At 70.0% G+C, this 15,890-nt stretch carries 12 protein-coding genes; 1 reads left to right on the top strand and 11 read right to left on the bottom strand.

Going from position 1 to position 15,890, the window contains the following annotated elements; genetic code table 11:
* Positions 1-83: 83 nt before the first annotated feature.
* The 9 genes from obgE to ON39_RS08665 all read right to left on the bottom strand — a co-directional run bounded on the left by obgE (position 84) and on the right by ON39_RS08665 (position 12,276).
* A complete protein-coding gene (obgE, locus tag ON39_RS08705) occupies positions 84-1,538 on the bottom strand; it encodes a GTPase ObgE (RefSeq protein ID WP_040732813.1) in 1,455 nt (484 codons plus the stop codon).
* Between the two features lie 138 nt (positions 1,539-1,676).
* Positions 1,677-1,943: a 50S ribosomal protein L27 gene (gene rpmA / locus ON39_RS08700; protein WP_040732806.1), complete on the bottom strand. Its 267-nt coding sequence runs from the start codon at positions 1,941-1,943 to the stop codon at positions 1,677-1,679.
* 22 nt (positions 1,944-1,965) lie between these two features.
* Positions 1,966-2,277, bottom strand: a complete 312-nt coding sequence (gene rplU / locus ON39_RS08695; protein ID WP_040732804.1) for a 50S ribosomal protein L21 — start codon at positions 2,275-2,277, stop codon at positions 1,966-1,968.
* 330 nt (positions 2,278-2,607) lie between these two features.
* On the bottom strand, positions 2,608-6,288 hold the full coding sequence (locus ON39_RS08690) for a translation initiation factor IF-2 N-terminal domain-containing protein (RefSeq protein WP_051186421.1): 3,681 nt from the start codon (positions 6,286-6,288) through the stop codon (positions 2,608-2,610).
* A gap of 506 nt (positions 6,289-6,794) precedes the next feature.
* The gene (gene ndk, locus ON39_RS08685) at positions 6,795-7,211 is read right to left on the bottom strand and encodes a nucleoside-diphosphate kinase (protein ID WP_040732802.1); all 417 of its coding nucleotides are present in this window, start codon (positions 7,209-7,211) and stop codon (positions 6,795-6,797) included.
* A 126-nt stretch (positions 7,212-7,337) separates the two neighbouring features.
* The gene (locus ON39_RS08680) at positions 7,338-7,595 is read right to left on the bottom strand and encodes a hypothetical protein (RefSeq protein WP_146251246.1); all 258 of its coding nucleotides are present in this window, start codon (positions 7,593-7,595) and stop codon (positions 7,338-7,340) included.
* 123 nt (positions 7,596-7,718) lie between these two features.
* Positions 7,719-8,135, bottom strand: coding sequence for a DUF4233 domain-containing protein (locus ON39_RS08675; RefSeq protein WP_040732800.1), 417 nt, complete (start codon positions 8,133-8,135; stop codon positions 7,719-7,721).
* Positions 8,132-9,601, bottom strand: coding sequence for a bifunctional tetrahydrofolate synthase/dihydrofolate synthase (folC, locus tag ON39_RS08670; RefSeq protein WP_425454142.1), 1,470 nt, complete (start codon positions 9,599-9,601; stop codon positions 8,132-8,134). Before folC ends, ON39_RS08675 begins: the two co-directional genes overlap by 4 nt.
* Complete coding sequence (locus ON39_RS08665; RefSeq protein ID WP_051186420.1) at positions 9,598-12,276, bottom strand: valine--tRNA ligase; 2,679 nt, start codon at positions 12,274-12,276, stop codon at positions 9,598-9,600. Before ON39_RS08665 ends, folC begins: the two co-directional genes overlap by 4 nt.
* Before the next feature lie 602 nt (positions 12,277-12,878).
* On the opposite strand from ON39_RS08665, the gene ON39_RS08660 reads away from it, so the two are divergent.
* Positions 12,879-13,553 (top strand): nucleoside/nucleotide kinase family protein, encoded by a 675-nt coding sequence (locus ON39_RS08660; RefSeq protein ID WP_051186419.1) that lies wholly within the window; start codon positions 12,879-12,881, stop codon positions 13,551-13,553.
* A gap of 11 nt (positions 13,554-13,564) precedes the next feature.
* Here ON39_RS08660 and ON39_RS08655 read toward each other — a convergent pair whose 3' ends face one another.
* Together ON39_RS08655 and ON39_RS08650 are read right to left on the bottom strand one after the other, a co-directional pair.
* The gene (locus ON39_RS08655; RefSeq protein ID WP_040732798.1) at positions 13,565-14,521 is read right to left on the bottom strand and encodes a diacylglycerol kinase; all 957 of its coding nucleotides are present in this window, start codon (positions 14,519-14,521) and stop codon (positions 13,565-13,567) included.
* Positions 14,518-15,890, bottom strand: a 1,373-nt coding sequence (locus ON39_RS08650) for an FAD-binding oxidoreductase (RefSeq protein ID WP_040732797.1), incomplete at its 5' end; no start/stop codon positions are given. The genes ON39_RS08655 and ON39_RS08650, both read right to left, overlap by 4 nt.

The following is a 15,890-nucleotide window of genomic DNA, read 5'->3' as shown; positions in this document are numbered from 1 at the left end:
TCGGCCGCCCCCGGACGCGACCCTGTGCGCCCTGAGCCGAGTCGCCGCAACGACCATGCGTCCCACCGGAACTGGGCGCACGCCTACTCCTCGTCGTCCTTCACCAAACCGCGGCGCACCCGCGAGGCGTGCTTACGCTCGGCGGCGCTGATCCGGTCGTTCTGCTCGAGCCGGATGTCGGTGCCCCGTCCGGTCGGCACCATGTCGACGCCGGCCGTGATCTGCGGCTCCCACTCGAAGGTCACATTGCCGATGGTCACCGGCGCGCCCGGCTCGGCGCCCTGCTTGACCAGTTCGTCCTCGACGCCGAGGCGGGCGAGCCGGTCGGCGAGGTAACCGACCGCCTCGTCGTTGTCGAACTGCGTCTGCACGACCCAGCGCTCCGGCTGCGAGCCGCGCACGATGAAGCCGCCGGGCTCATCCGGGTCCGCGATCACGCTGAAGCCGGTCTGGTTGACCGCGATCGGCCGGATCACCGGGCGCGCGGGCGCGGCCTTCGGATGCTCCTCGCGGTACTTGCGCACCAGATCCGCGAGCGCGAAGGTCAAGGGCCGCAAGCCTTCCCGGCTCACCGCCGAGATCTCGAACACGGGCCAGCCCCGCGCGGTGAACTCGGGGGTGACCATCTCGGCCAGCTCGGCGGCGTCGGGCACGTCGATCTTGTTCAAGATCACCACGCGCGGCCGATCGGCCAGGTCGCCGAGGTTGGCGTCGGCGCTGAGCGCCGGCTTGTAGGCGGCGAGTTCGGCTTCCAGCGCGTCCACGTCGGAGACCGGGTCGCGGCCGGGCTCGAGGGTCGCGCAGTCGACGACGTGCGCGAGAACGGCGCAGCGCTCCAGGTGCCGCAGGAAGTCCAAGCCGAGGCCGCGCCCCTCGCTGGCGCCGGGGATCAGGCCGGGCACGTCGGCGACGGTGAAGGTGGTGTCGCCGCTGAGGACGACGCCGAGGTTGGGCACCAGGGTGGTGAACGGGTAGTCGGCGATCTTCGGCTTGGCCGCCGACAGCACCGACACCAGCGATGACTTGCCCGCGGACGGGAAGCCGACGAGGCCGACGTCGGCGACGGACTTGAGTTCGAGGACGATGTCGGCCTCTTCGCCGTCCTCGCCGAGCAGCGCGAAACCGGGGGCCTTGCGCGCCTTCGAGGCGAGCGCGGCGTTGCCGAGTCCGCCGCGACCGCCGCGGGCGGCGATGAAGCGGTTGCCCGCGCCGACGAGGTCCATCAGGACATTGCCGTCGCGGTCGATCACCATGGTGCCGTCGGGCACCTTGAGCAGCAGGTCGGTGCCCTGCTTGCCGTCGCGGTTGCCGCCCTCGCCCGGCTTGCCGTTGCCCGCCTTGGCGTGCGGGTGGAAGTGGAAGTCGAGCAGGGTGTGCACGTTGGGGTCGACCTCGAGGATCACGTCCCCGCCGTTGCCGCCGTTGCCGCCGTTGGGCCCGCCGAGCGGCATGAACTTCTCGCGAAGTACCGAGGCGCAGCCGTGCCCGCCCTTACCGGCACGCACGTGCAGCACGACACGGTCGATGAACTTGGACATCTGCTGAATCATCCTCCTTCAGGACTGGTCGAGTGCAGGGGTGCGGCGTGGGAAACGCGCGACGGTGTTCCGGAGAACGCGAAAGCGGGCCAGGGTTGCGCCCCTGACCCGCTCGGCTGTTGTCTGGAGAGGTAAGGCCTAGGCCTCGACCGGCTCCGGGACGACGATGTTGACGGTCTTGCGTCCGCGCTTGGTGCCGAACTCGACCGCGCCCGCCGCGAGGGCGAACAGGGTGTCGTCACCGCCACGACCGACGTTCACGCCGGGGTGGAAGTGGGTTCCGCGCTGACGCACCAGGATCTCGCCTGCGTTGACCTTCTGGCCGCCGAAACGCTTGACGCCGAGGCGCTGGGCGTTGGAGTCGCGACCGTTCCGGGAGCTGGACGCACCCTTCTTGTGTGCCATAGCTGAATCTCCTCGGGATGTCTTACTTGATGCCGGTGACCTTGATGACCGTCAGCGGCTGACGGTGACCCTGACGCTTGTGGTAGCCGGTCTTGTTCTTGAACTTGTGGATGCGGATCTTCGGGCCCTTGGTCTGCTCGACGACCTCTGCGGCCACGGAGACCTTGGCCAGCTTGGCGGCGTCGGTGGTCAGGTCGGCCCCGTCGACGACGAGAACCGGATCCAGGGCGACGGACGTGCCCGGCTTGCCCTCGATCTTCTCGACCTTCACCAGGTCACCGACCGCGACCTTGTACTGCTTTCCGCCGGTCTTGACGATCGCGTACGTTGCCATCGGTCGGCTTCCTCCACTCGAATAAGTACAGTCATGTTTCTTCTCGCGACACAAGTGCGCGACGCGAGATGTTCTTGGCTGGCTTGCTGCGCGGGGCGTGGTATAACGCCCATCGCCAGGCAGCGACCGACCAAGGTTACCAGAGCACCCCATCAACGACACAATCCGCCCGTCGGCAGCCCGTCAGCAACCCTTCGCCGAGTGGCTGTTCGCCGTGCGGCGCGGTCTCCGGCAAACCAGTAGCGGGGTCGTGCCCGGCCCCTGGCCCGACGACGCGGCCGGTCACACCTTTCGGTGCCACCGGCCGCGTCGAGGCTGTCAGATGGGCTGCTACGACTCCGCAGGCGGCGGGCCCGCCGGACGGCCGACGGCTCGGCGACGCGGCCTGCGCTGCGGCACCTCCACCGGGGCCTCCGCCGTGAAGTCGACGGCGGGCGGCGGGGCCTGTTCCGCGGTCGGCAGCACGAACACCGCGCCGCTGCTGTCCGCGGCGGGCGCGGCGGCCGAGCGGGCGACCCTGCGACGCCGAGGCGTGCGGGGGGCGGGTTCCGGCGCACCGTTGGTTACCGCGCGATCCTCGGTGGGCGAGGACGGTTCCGCAGGGGCCGTCTGTGCCGCGGACGGAGCCGAACCCGTAGACGGTGCCGACTCGGAACGCGACGCCGACTCGGAACGCGACGCGGAATCGGTTCGCGTGGTCGACTCGGCGTCCGACGCCGACTCGCTACGGGACTCCGTTTCCGTATGCGACTCAGCACGCGACCCTGAATCAGTACGCGCCCCTGATTCCCTGCGCGAGCGGTGCCTAGTACGCGAACCGGACTCGGAACGCGAACCGGACTCGGAACGCGAACCGGACTCGGAACGCGAACTGGACTCCGAACGCGAGCCGGACTCGAGACGCGAGCCGGACTCGGAACGCGAGCCGGACTCGGAACGCGACACCGGCTCCGCCTGTGAAACCGACTCAGCACGCGACCCCGACTCGGCACCCGACGTCGACCCATCGACCCCAGCACGCGACCCCGACTCAGCACCCGACGTCGACTCATCAACCGAGGCAGACTCGATGTCCGCCTCGACCTCAGCGCCACCGTCGACCTTCGCAGCCTCGACACTTTCGGTCGCGTCCGCACCGACCTCACTCTCGACCGGCTCGACCTTCGCCGACTCCGCCGCAGCAGCCACCGACTCGTCCGCACCCGCCGACTCGTCCGCGTCCCCGTGATCGTGATCGTGATCGTGATCGTGATCGTGATGCGCGGCCATCGCCAACGCGACCGGGTGCGCCCGCTTGACCGCGATGTCCTCCTCGGACTCCGCCGGCACGGTCCCATTGCTCGCCGCGGCCGGCGCGGTCGCCGCCGCACCCTTGTCACGCCCGCGACGGCGACGCGACCCGGTCTCCCGGGCGCCGCCGCGCGCCGCTCCGTCGTCGCCGGAGGACGGCTCGACCGGGTAGGCGTGCACGAGAATGCCGCGCCCGTGGCAGTGCTCACAGGTGGTCGAGAACGCCTCGACCAGTCCGGTGCCGAGCTTCTTCCTGGTCATCTGCACCAAGCCGAGCGAGGTCACCTCGGACACCTGGTGGCGGGTGCGGTCCCGGCCGAGGGCCTCGGTGAGCCTGCGCAGCACCAGGTCTCGGTTCGACTCGAGCACCATGTCGATGAAGTCGACGACGATCATGCCGCCGATATCGCGCAGCCGCATCTGGCGCACGATCTCCTCGGCGGCCTCCAGGTTGTTGCGGGTGACCGTCTCTTCCAGGTTGCTGCCGCCGGAGCCGGTGAACTTGCCGGTGTTCACGTCGACCACCGTCATCGCCTCGGTGCGGTCAATCACCAGCGTGCCGCCCGAGGGCAGCCACACCTTGCGATCGAGCGCCTTGGCGAGCTGCTCATCGATCCGGTACGCCTCGAACACGTCGACGCCGTTGTTCTCGTGCCGGGAGACGCGGGCGAGCATCTCCGGCGCGACGGTGCCGATGTACTTCTCGACCGTGCTCCACGCCCGGTCGCCCTCGATGACGAGCTTGGAGAAGTCCTCGTTGAACAGGTCGCGAATGACCTTGACCAGCAGGTCGGGCTCTTCGTACAGCGTCTTGGGCTGACCGTCGTTCTTGCCCTCGGCGGCCTTCTCGATGGTGCGCCAGGTCGCCTGCAGACGTTCCACGTCGCGGGCGAGCTCGTCCTCGGCGACGCCCTCGGAGGCGGTGCGGATGATCACACCGGCGTCGTTGGGGACGATGTCGCGCAGGATCTCCTTGAGCCGCTTGCGCTCGGTGTCGGGCAGCTTGCGGCTGATGCCGGTCGACGTGCCGCCGGGCACGTACACCAGGAAGCGACCCGCCAGGCTGATCTGCGTGGTGAGCCGGGCGCCCTTGTGCCCGACCGGGTCCTTGGAGACCTGGACCAGCACGAGTTCACCGGGCTTGAGCGCCTGCTCGATCTTGCGCTCCTTGCCGCCCAGACCGGCGGCCTCCCAGTTCACCTCGCCGGCGTAGAGCACGCCGTTGCGGCCGCGGCCGATGTCGACGAACGCCGCCTCCATGCTGGGCAGCACGTTCTGCACCCGGCCGAGGTAGACGTTGCCGACCATCGACGCGGAGCCGGTGCTGGTGACGAAGTGCTCGACCAGGATGTTGTCCTCGAGCACGGCGACCTGGGTGGCGGTCGGGTGGTCGGGGAACGCCTTCTCGCGCACCACCATCACCCGGTCGACGGCCTCGCGCCGGGCCAGGAACTCCGACTCGGTCAGGATCGGCGGGCGACGCCGTCCGGCCTCGCGGCCGTCGCGCCTGCGCTGCCGCTTGGCCTCGAGGCGGGTGGAGCCGCTGATGCCCTGCACCTCGTCGACAGCGGCGCGGCTGCGGCTCTTGTTCCGCGGCTCGCGCTCGTGCACGACGGTGTTCGGCGGGTCGTCCTCGGTGGCGGCGTCGGCCTCGGCGGACTCGCCGGCCACCTTGCGGCGACGGCGGCGACGACGGCGACGGCTGGCGCCCTCGGGCTCGTTGTCCTCGTCGTCGGTGTCGGCGTTGTCGTCGGCCGAGTCGCCGGTGTCCGCGCTCTCGGCGGTGTCGGCGTTCTGCTCGTCGTCGGCGTCGTCCGAGTCGTGCTCGTCGTCGCCGTCGTTCTGCTGTTCGCCGCGACCGCGGCCACGGCCACGACGGCCGCGACGCCTGCGACGGGGCTGGCCGTCGGCGTCGTTGTGCTGGTCGGTCGACTCGTCGTCCTCGCCGGTGTCGGCCTCGTCCTCGGGCTCCTGGACGACGGGCTCCTCGCGCCGGACGTCGCGCTCGGTGCGGCGCTTGCGGCGCGCCTGCTCGGCGGCCGCGGCGTCCGGCGGCAGGAACAGCGGCGCCTGCACGACGGCGGCGGACTCGAAGACTACGGGGGCCGCGACGTGCGGCTCTTCCTTCACGGGGTGGGTGAAGAGCTGCACCGAGGGCTGGTGCGCGACTTCGTTCGGGTTCTCCGCACCGGAGTTGCCGATCAGCGGGTCGGGCGCGGAGAAGACCAAGCCGCCGTGACCGCGACTGGGCGCGGCTTCAGGCGTCTGTGCCGCTGTCTCGGGCTGCTGCGCTGGAGTTTCGCGCTGCTGCGCTGCGGTTTCGGACTGCTGGGCCGCAGTTTCCGGCTGCTGCGCCGCGGTTTCAGACTGCCGCGTCGCGGTTGCCCGCTGCCGCGCCGGGGCTTCGGGCTGCTCCGCCGGAGCGTCGGTCGCCTGTGCCGGAGCCTCGACCGGCGAGGACTCAGCCGGCTGTGCCGGGGCCTCGGCCTGCGGTGCGGGAGTCTCGCCTTCCGGCGGGCCGAGCGCGTCGCGGACGGACTCCGCGATCGCCCGGTCGACGTTCGATTGCGCGCTGCGCGCGTCGGACCCCAGTTCGGTGAGCTTGGCCAGGATGCGCTTGCTCGTTACCCCAAGCAGCTTGGCGAGTGCGTGAACTCGGATTCGCTCCGGCAATTGTTCGGCATCCTGTGGTGTTGTTTCCAATGGCTCTTTTTCGGCCACGAAGTCTCCTCGGACCCCCGGGCGCGTCCCTCCCGGTAAGGAGTGAAGCGGCCGACGCGGGGGCACTATCCGTTCGCCTCACGCCGCTCGGCGCAAGGTCATATGGTCTCGCCCCGCATGTCCGGTTATCACCATGTTGTTCGTCGGTCTGGGCTAACTGGTCACGCGGCGCCTGGCTGTTGGCTGAACTCCACGATTGTGAGCGCTCATCCAGCGTGCCGACGCGAACAACCGACCCGGCGACCGGGCCTTTTGTCCGTGGCAGCGATGATCGGCATCGAACCGCGGTGTGTCATCCGGCTGCGATGGCCCCGATAGTCCACGTACCTGCGCGAACAGTCGGCATCAAAAGCAGCCGATGTCAGTATCCCATACCGAACGCCGCGCACTGGCCGCGGCGCACGGCAAACCTGGTTGACGCTCGGTTCACCGCACGCCGCCGGGCGCCGTCGCATCGACTCGCTCGCGGCGCTCGCTCACGACCGTGTTCAACTCGAGAACTGGTGTCAGGCGGGGAACTCCGGGAACCACAGAGCAATCTCACGCTTGGCCGATTCGGGCGAATCGGACCCGTGGACGAGGTTCTCCTGGGTCTCCAGGGCGAAGTCGCCGCGAACGCTGCCCGGCACGGCCTTCTCGACCGGGTCGGTGCCGCCGGCGATCTGCCGGAACGCCGCGATCGCGCGCGGGCCCTCGAGGACGGCCGCGACAACCGGGCCGGAGGTGATGAATTCGATCAGGGAGCCGAAGAACGGCTTCTCGGCGTGCTCGGCGTAGTGGCCCTTGGCCAGCTCCTCGGACACATGCTTCAGCTCGAGGGCCGCGATCTTCAGGCCCTTGCGCTCGATTCGTACCAGCACCTCGCCGACGAGGCCACGGGCCACACCGTCCGGCTTGATGAGTACCAACGTCTGCTCAGTCACGGCGCACACTCTATCCGGCACCCCCGGCGGGTACCGAACTCACGGCGCGATCGGCGATGCGACGGTGCCCCGGCCCACGCGGGGAGCCGGGGCACCGAGACCCGATCGGACGATGTGGTCGGCGATTCAGCAGAGATCGCTGCCGGTGGCCGGTCTGCCGCCGGGACCACACGGCATGTTGCCGCGCGCCGAAAGGCTCGACAGCTCGCTGAGGAGCTTCACCACCCCGTCGGCGGAGCCGGTCCCCGCCTCGCCGACCGGCGCCGCGGCGGGCGCGGCCGGTTCCAGCGGCAGACCGGGTTCCGCCGTCGCCTGCGCGGCGCCGAACGCGCCACCGAACGTAATTGCGCCTGCCACAACAACATTCGCGATTACACGTTTCATGAACAATTCCTCCGTTCGACGACACGACGCCGATGCGACGCCGTGCGACGGCAACGCTAGGAGCCTGCGCGCTACACCGAACAGACGAAAGTTGCCCTGGCCCCGAATCCGGGGCCACCAGGTTCAGGAGGAACGCTGGGTGCGCTGACTCGGCAGCAGCCCCTTCTCGATCCGGCCCCGCACATCGGCGCGCAGCACCAGGATGAAACCCCAGACGACCGCGAAGACGATGCCGATGATCCCGATGGACAGGTGGATGAAGGTGCCGAGGAGCACGAACACCTGCAGGCCGAGATTGAACGGCATGGCCCACGACCTGCGCTGCAGACCCGCGCCGAGGAACATGATCACGGCGAGCACCACGAGGTAGGTGCCCGAGGCCCAGGTGACCCCGCCGCCGACCGCGCCGACGACCGGCAGCGCGAGCAGCACCACGATCGCCTCCAGCACCAGCGTGCCCGCCATCACGCCGCGGAAGCCCTTCCACGGGTCGGTCGCGGGCGCCGGTACCGCGTCGGGTCGTTCGGCGGGCTCGGTCATGCGGGGTCCTTTCCGAACAGCGCGCGGGTCGCGCCTGCGGTCACCACGGAACCGGTCACCACGACGCCGGCGCCGGACACCATCTCGCCCGACTCGCCGACCTCCTCGGCGATGGCGATGGCGGTCTCCAGCGCGTCCGGCAGGGTCGCCGCGGTGACCACCCGCTCGTCGCCGAAGCGCTGCACCGCGAGATCGGCGAGCAGGTCGACCTCCATCGCGCGCGGCGAGCCGTTGGACGTGACGACGATCTCGTCGAGCACCGGCTCGAGCGCGGCGAGAATGCCCGCCGCGTCCTTGTCGGCGAGCACGGAGACGACGCCGACCAGCTTGCGGAAGTCGAACTCGGCGGTCAGCGTCGCGGCGAGCGCCTGCGCGCCCGCCGGGTTGTGCGCGGCGTCGATGAAGATGGTCGGCGCGTTGCGCATCCGTTCCATCCGGCCGGGGCTGGTCGCGTTCGCGAAACCCGCACGGACGGCCTCGATGTCGAGCTGACGGTCGGCGCCCGCGCCGAAGAACGCCTCGACCGCCGCGAGCGCGAGCACGGCGTTGCGCGCCTGATGCTCGCCGTGCAGCGGCAGGAAGATCTCGTCGTACACCCCGCCGAGGCCCTGGAGTTCGAGTTGCTGTCCGCCGACGGCGATCTGACGCGCCAGCACCCGGAACTCGCTGCCCTCGCGCGCCACCGCGGCGTCCATCTCGACCGCCCGGCGCAGCAGCACCTCCATCGCCTCGGGTTCCTGCTGGGCGATGATCGCGACAGTGTCGCGCGGGACCAGGCTCTCCGGCGCGCGCTTGATGATGCCCGCCTTCTCCCCCGCGATGGAGGTGAGGTCGGGCCCGAGGTATTCGGTGTGGTCGAGGCCGATCGGCGTGATCACCGCGACCTGCCCGTCGATCACGTTGGTGGCGTCCCAGGTGCCGCCGAGGCCGGTCTCCACCACGGCCACGTCGACCGGCGCCTCGGCGAAGGCCGCGAACGCCATGCCGGTGAGCACCTCGAACTTGCTCATCCGCGGGCCGCCCGCGGCCGCCGACTGCGCGTCGATCATCTCGATGAACGGCTCGAGCTCCCGATAGGTCTCGACGTAGCGGGCCGGGGTGATCGGCGCGTTGTCGATGCTGATCCGCTCGGTCGCCAGCTGCAGGTGCGGGCTGGTGATCCGGCCTGTGCGCCGGTGCAGCGCGGTGAGCAGCGCGTCGATCATCCTGGTGACCGAGGTCTTGCCGTTGGTGCCCGCGACGTGGATCGCCGGGTAGCTCTGCTGCGGCGAGCCGAGCAGATCCATCAGGGTGGCGATGCGGGTGAGCGACGGCTCGATCTTGGTCTCCGGCCAGCGGGTGTCGAGCTCGGCCTCGACCAGCGCCATCTCGGCCAGCTCGACCGGCGACGGGCCGGAGCTCAGCCGCGGGCCTGCGGCCGGGTGCCTGAGGTCGTCGCCGTACTGCGGCTCCGGTTCGTGGTTCATTTCCCGCTCAGCTCCGCGAGCCGGGCGCCGATGCGCGCCACCTCGGCGGCGGCGACCTCCTGGCGGCCCTTGATCTTCGCGACCACCGGCTCGGGCGCCTTGGCGAGGAACGCCTCGTTGCCGAGTTTCGCGGCGGTGCCGGCCAACTCCTTCTCGGCGGCGGCCAGATCCTTCTCCAGGCGGCGGCGCTCGGCGTCGAGGTCGACGGCGCCGGAGGTGTCGAGTTCGACGGTGACGGTGGCGCCGCTGAGCCGGACCTCGACGGTCGCGGTCGCGGCGAAGTCGTCGCCGGGCTCGGTGAGCCGGGCCAGGTTGGCGACCGAGTCGTGCAGTTCGGTCAGGCCCGCGGTGTCGAGGCCGATGAGCTTGGCCGCCACCTTCTGCTTGTCGGCCAGGCCCTGATCGCCGCGGAACCGGCGGATCTCGGTGATCAACCGCTGGGTGTCCGAGATCCGTTGCGCCGACACCTGATCCGTCGCCACCCCGGAGGCCTGCGGCCACGCGGCGATCACCAGGGACTCACCGCCCGTGAGCGCCTGCCACAGCGACTCGGTGACGAACGGGATGACCGGGTGCAGCAGGCGCAGCACGGCGTCGAGCACGGTGCCGAGCACCACCTGGGTGGCCTGGGCCCGCGAGCCGTCGGCGGCGAACTGCACCTTGGTCAATTCCAGGTACCAGTCACACAATTCGTCCCAGGCGAAGTGGTACAGCGCCTCGCACGCCTTGCCGAACTCGTAGCCGTCCAACGCCGAATCCACCTCGGCGCGAACCTCTTCCAACCGGTCGAGGATCCACCGGTCGGCGTCGGTGAGCGCGGCGCGGTCGGGCAGCTCGCCCGGCCGCGCGCCGTTCATCAGCGCGAACTTGGTGGCATTGAACAGCTTCGTCACGAAGCTGCGCGACGCGAGCGCGTGCGGTTCGCCGACCGAGAGGTCGCCGCCGGGCTGCGCGGCCCGCGCGAGGGTGAATCGCAATGTGTCCGCGCCGTATTCGTTGATCCAGACCAGCGGGTCGATGCCGTTGCCGCGCGACTTCGACATCTTCTTGCCGAACTGATCGCGCACCAGCCCGTGCAGGAACACGTCTTTGAACGGGACCTGGCGCTCGCCACCCTTGCCCGCTGTGAGCACGGCATCGTCGGCCACAAAGGTGCCGAACATCATCATCCTGGCGACCCAGAAGAAGAGGATGTCGTAACCGGTGACGAGAACGCTTGTGGGATAGAACTTCTCGAGTTCTGGGGTGGCGTCGGGCCAGCCCATGGTGGAGAACGGCCACAGGCCCGAGGAGAACCAGGTGTCTAGCACGTCCGGGTCCTGCACGTAGCCCTCCGGCGCGGTCTCGTCGGGGCCGACGCAGATCACCTCGCCCTCGGGGCCGTACCAGATCGGGATGCGGTGGCCCCACCACAGCTGCCGGGAGATGCACCAGTCGTGCATGTTGTCGACCCACTCGAACCAGCGGGGCTCCGAGCTGGCGGGGTGAATCACGGTGTCGCCGTTGCGAACCGCGTCACCCGCGGCCTTGGCCAGCGTCTCCACCTTGACCCACCACTGCATGGACAGCCGCGGCTCGATCGGCTCGCCGCTGCGCTCGGAGTGCCCGACGCTGTGCACGTACGGACGCTTCTCCGCGACGATGCGGCCCTCGGCGGCCAGCCGCTCGCGCACCGCGATACGAGCCTCGAAACGGTCCATGCCGTCGAATTCGGTTCCGGTGCCGATGATCCGGCCGCGCTCGTCCATGATGTTGGGCATCGGCAGGTTGTGCCGCACACCCATCTCGAAGTCGTTCGGGTCGTGCGCGGGGGTGATCTTCACCGCGCCGGTGCCGAATTCGGGGTCGACGTAGTCGTCGGCGATGATCGGGATCCGCCGCCCGGTGATGGGGTGCTCGAGCGTGGTGCCGATCAGCGCCTTATAGCGCGGGTCGTCGGGGTGCACGGCCACCGCGGTGTCGCCGAGCATGGTCTCGACGCGGGTGGTCGCCACCACGACGTGCGGTTCGGCGTCGTCGAGCGAGCCGTACCGCAGCGAGACGAGCTCGCCGTCGACGTCCTCGTACTTGACCTCGATATCGGAGATGGCGGTGCGCAGCGCGGGCGACCAGTTGACCAGTCGCTCGGCGCGGTAGATCAGTCCGGCGTCGTAGAGCCGCTTGAAGATCGTCTGCACGGCCCTGGACAGGCCGTCGTCCATGGTGAACCGGTCGCGACTCCAGTCGACGCCGTCGCCGAGCGCGCGCATCTGCCACTGGATGGCGCCGCCGGAGTCGCGCTTCCAGTCCCAGACCTTGTCGATGAACAGTTCGCGGCCGAAGTCTTCCTTGGTCTTGCCGTCGACGGCGAGCTGCTTCTCCACCATGGTCTGGGTGGCGATGCCCGCGTGGTCCATGCCCGGCAGCCACAGCACCTCGTAGCCCTGCATGCGCTTGCGGCGGGTGAGGGTGTCCATGAGGGTGTGGTCGAGGGCGTGGCCGATGTGCAGGTTGCCGGTGACGTTCGGCGGGGGCAGCACGACCGAGTACGCCGGCTTGCCGCTGGTGGCGTCGGCCTCGAAATAGCCAGCGGCTACCCAGCGCTCGTACATGGCGGCCTCTACCTCGCCGGGGGTCCAGCTCTTGGGGAGGGCATCGGCACGATTACGCGAAGTGTCAGGGGCTGCGCTGGTCACCCGACGATTCTAGTGGCCGGGTTCAATCGGTTTCCGCTGGGTTACGGGCGGTGCCGGACGCCGTCCGCTGAGCTCGCGGCACGGGGGTGACCTGCGTCTCGAAGGGACGCCCGGGGCTCTTCGCGGACCTTGCCGCCCGGGGAATCGCGCTGCTCGCCAGTCACGGTGCCGCACAACGAGAATCGGACATAAAGAAGGGCGAAGTCTTCGGTGGATGAGGGACACCGAAGACTCCGCCTTCACCCCCAAGCTTACCGTCCCGACTGGAAGGGATCGGGAATCCATAAGCAATTCTCAGCTTCTGGCATTTTCTACCCCTGATCTCCGCATTAACCGTCGGAACACCCTGTCCGGGCGGTTGTCGCGACGCCTCTACAGAGGCTGCGACGACCACCTATGCGGGGAGTCCGAGACGTCGCTCACGGCCGGCCGCCGCGAGCATCCCCATTCCATGTCCGTAATGTCCGTTCTTGCCAGAACGGCCGCGAATACGGACTCTGGAAGATGTGAACATTTCGGCCGATCCGCTTCAGGAAAATCTCAGTGAAAAAGTAGGGTTTTCCCCGTTGCCGGAGCCACGGCCGCTGGGGACTCTGGAGGAGGTGAACCCTCCGCTCGCCACCTCGTCATCCCCTGCCTCCGCGCCGCTGGAGCTCTTCCTCGTGCCGGACGCCGTGCACGATCTGCGAGGCCTGGCGATCGATGAACTGCAGTATCCGCCCATGTCGGCCCTGGTCGTCGCGGGTATACCGGGGGCGGGCAAAAGCACTGTGCTGCGGCGGTTCTTCGGCGCGACCACGGAGGCGGAGGTCCCCTCCGGCGGCCCGGAGGGATCACTGGTGATCGACTCGTTGCAGGCGCGGAATCGGTTGCGGCACAAGCTCGGCTGGCTGCCCTACACCCTGTGGCGGCCGGTCGTGCACGTCGTGCACTTCGCGGGAATCCATGCGGCGCTGCGCGATACGGACGGACCGGTGGTCATCCACGACTGCGCCACCACCGGCTGGGCCCGACGGATCATCTCCTTCTGGGCCGCGGGGTACGGCCGGGAGCTACACCTCATGCTGCTCGACGTGCCGACCGCCGCGGCGCGCGCGGGTCAGCGCGCCCGCGGGCGACGGTCCAACCAAATAACGTTCGTGCTGCACTGCTTTCGCTGGCGCAGGCTGATGCAGCGCTTGCGCGCGGGCGGCGGCCTGCGTCCCGCGCCGGAGTCGGCGGTGATCGTCGACCGGGTCACCGTCAACCGAATGAGCCGAGTCACCTTCGCCGCGTAGGCGATAGCGCGTCAGGGCACCAGCACGGTCAGCGCCGACGGGACGGCGCGGATGGTGATGGGCAACGTGCCCACCGGTTCTCCGTCCGCGGTGGCCGGGGCGCCCTGGGCGGTGAGGGTGATCGCCGCGGCGCGGTACTGCTTGACCTCGGGGTGGTTCTGCCGCTTGCCCGCGGACAGGGCGGGCAGCAGGCGCAGCATCTCCCACCGGGACAGCGCGCCGACCACGGTGAGGTCGAGCAGCCCGTCGTCGAGCACCGCGTCCGGGCAGATCAGCATGCCGCCGCCGTAGGTGCGGGTGTTGCCGACCGCGACCATCACCGCGTTCGTCTCGACCGTCGATCCGGCGCCCGGGTTCGTCAGGCCCTCGGTGACCGCGCCGGTCAGCTCGACCCGGTAGGGCACGGTCAACCGGCCGGAGATCTCGGCCAGCGCGGCGGCGGTATACCGCAGCCGCCCCCTCGGCCAGCGCATGGCATTGGCGCGCAAGGTGACTCGCGCATCGAACCCGGTGCCGGCGACGGTGACGAACCACATCGGCGCGGACTCCGGTTCGGACAGCTCGATGCGGCCGAGGTCGATCGTCCTGGTTCGGCCCTGGGCCACGAGGTCGGCCGCGGCCACCGGGTCCTCGGTCGGCACGCCCAACTCCCTGGCCAGATCGTTGCCGGTGCCCGCGGGGACCAGGCCGAGCGGGACGCCGGTGTGCGCGACGGCGTCCAGGGTCACATTGATCAATCCGTCGCCGCCGATGCAGACCACCGCGTCGGGGTTGTCCCGCGCGATCGAGTCACGTACCAGCCGAACCGTTTCGGCGGCGGACGGCGCCCGCACCTCGGCGACCTCGACCCCGCGTTCGCGCAGCCGGGCCAGCGCCGCCGTCGCGACGTCGTGTCCTGCGCCGAGCCCCGCGTGCCGGTTGGTCACCACGGTGACCGCGCGCACGGAGCGGGATGAATACTGCGTCACGGGACCAGCTTTCCAGGGTTGAGAATGCCCGCGGGGTCCAATTCGGCCTTCACCGCGCGCAATACGCGCACGCCGAGCTCGCCGATCTCGGCGGGCAACCACGGGCGGTGGTCGGTGCCGACCGCGTGATGGTGCGTGATGGTGCCGCCGGCGGCTACGATCGCGTCGCCGACGGCCTGTTTTGCCTTGTGCCACTGGGCGATCGGGTCCGCGAGCTGCTTGGCGACGATGGTGAAGTACAGCGACGCACCCGTCGGGTAGGTGTGCGAGATATGGCACATGACCAGCGGCGGGGTGCCCTGGCCCGCGAGCGAGTCCGTAAGCGCCGCGGATACCTTCGCCTTGAGATCGGCGAGGCCGGCCCAGGTCGTGGCGGTCTCCAGCGTCTCGCAGAGCACCCCGACATCCAGCAGCGCGTCGCGCATGTACGGCGCGCCGAAGCGACCGTGTTCCCACTCCTGGGCCGGAGTTTCACCGAGCGCCGTGCCGCCTGCCGCGGCGAGCAGCGCGCCCGCCTCGGCACTGCGGGCGGCTACGTGCGCCTCGGTGCCCTCGAAGGTCGTGATGGCCAGGCAGCCGGACACCGCGGCACCGCCGATATCGCCCGCGCGGGCCAGGTTGATGCCGGTCTCGGCCTCGTCGGACAGCCGAAGCACCGTCGGCGCGGCCCCGGCCTGCACGACCGAACGCAGTGCGGCCGCGCCGGTTTCGAAGTCGGGGAACGACCACGCTTGGTAGGCGGTCGTTTCCGGTACCGGGTGCACGCGCACGGCGACCTCGGTGATCACGCCGAGCGCGCCCTCCGACCCGACGAACAGCTCGCGCAGGTCCGGTCCCGCCGCCGAGGCGGGCGGGCGGCCGAGTTCCAGTGTGCCGGTGGGCGTGGCGATCTTCAGCCGCTGCACCATGTCGTCGAATCGGCCGTAGCCGGCGGATGCCTGCCCGGACGAGCGGGTGGCGGCGAACCCGCCGATGCTGGCGAACTCGAAGCTCTGCGGGAAGTGGCCGAGCGAAAGCCCCTGCGCGCGAAGCAGTTCCTCCGCGCGCGGTCCGGTGAGCCCGGCTCCCAGGGTCGCCATGCCGCTCACGGGATCGATCTCCGCCACCGAGTCGAGCCTGCGCAGGTCGAGTGCGATCACGGCATCGAACCCGCCGCGCACCGGGTCGACGCCGCCGACCACGCTGGTGCCGCCGCCGAACGGCACCACCGCGACGGCGTGCTCGGCGCAGTAGGCCAGCACGGCGAGCACCTGGTCGTGATCGGCCGGGAAGACGATGGCGTCCGGCGCGTCCTGTGCGCCCTCGGCGCGACGGCGCAGCAGGTCGGGGGTGCTCTTGCCGCCCGCGTGCCGCAGGCGGTCGTTGTGCT

The organism is Nocardia tenerifensis NBRC 101015 (genome assembly GCF_000308715.1).
GTDB lineage: Bacteria > Actinomycetota > Actinomycetes > Mycobacteriales > Mycobacteriaceae > Nocardia > Nocardia tenerifensis.
Note: the sequence above shows the minus strand (reverse complement) of the source record. Positions and strands in the feature narration are given on the sequence as shown.

Excerpts from the sequence above, each read along its gene's own strand:
- obgE (WP_040732813.1), bottom strand. The coding sequence starts at position 1,538 with ATGTCCAAGTTCATCGACCGTGTCGTGCTGCACGTGCGTGCCGGTAAG.
- rpmA (WP_040732806.1), bottom strand. The coding sequence starts at position 1,943 with ATGGCACACAAGAAGGGTGCGTCCAGCTCCCGGAACGGTCGCGACTCC.
- rplU (WP_040732804.1), bottom strand. The coding sequence starts at position 2,277 with ATGGCAACGTACGCGATCGTCAAGACCGGCGGAAAGCAGTACAAGGTC.
- ON39_RS08680 (WP_146251246.1), bottom strand. The coding sequence starts at position 7,595 with ATGAAACGTGTAATCGCGAATGTTGTTGTGGCAGGCGCAATTACGTTC.
- ON39_RS08675 (WP_040732800.1), bottom strand. The coding sequence starts at position 8,135 with ATGACCGAGCCCGCCGAACGACCCGACGCGGTACCGGCGCCCGCGACC.
- folC (WP_425454142.1), bottom strand. The coding sequence starts at position 9,601 with ATGAACCACGAACCGGAGCCGCAGTACGGCGACGACCTCAGGCACCCG.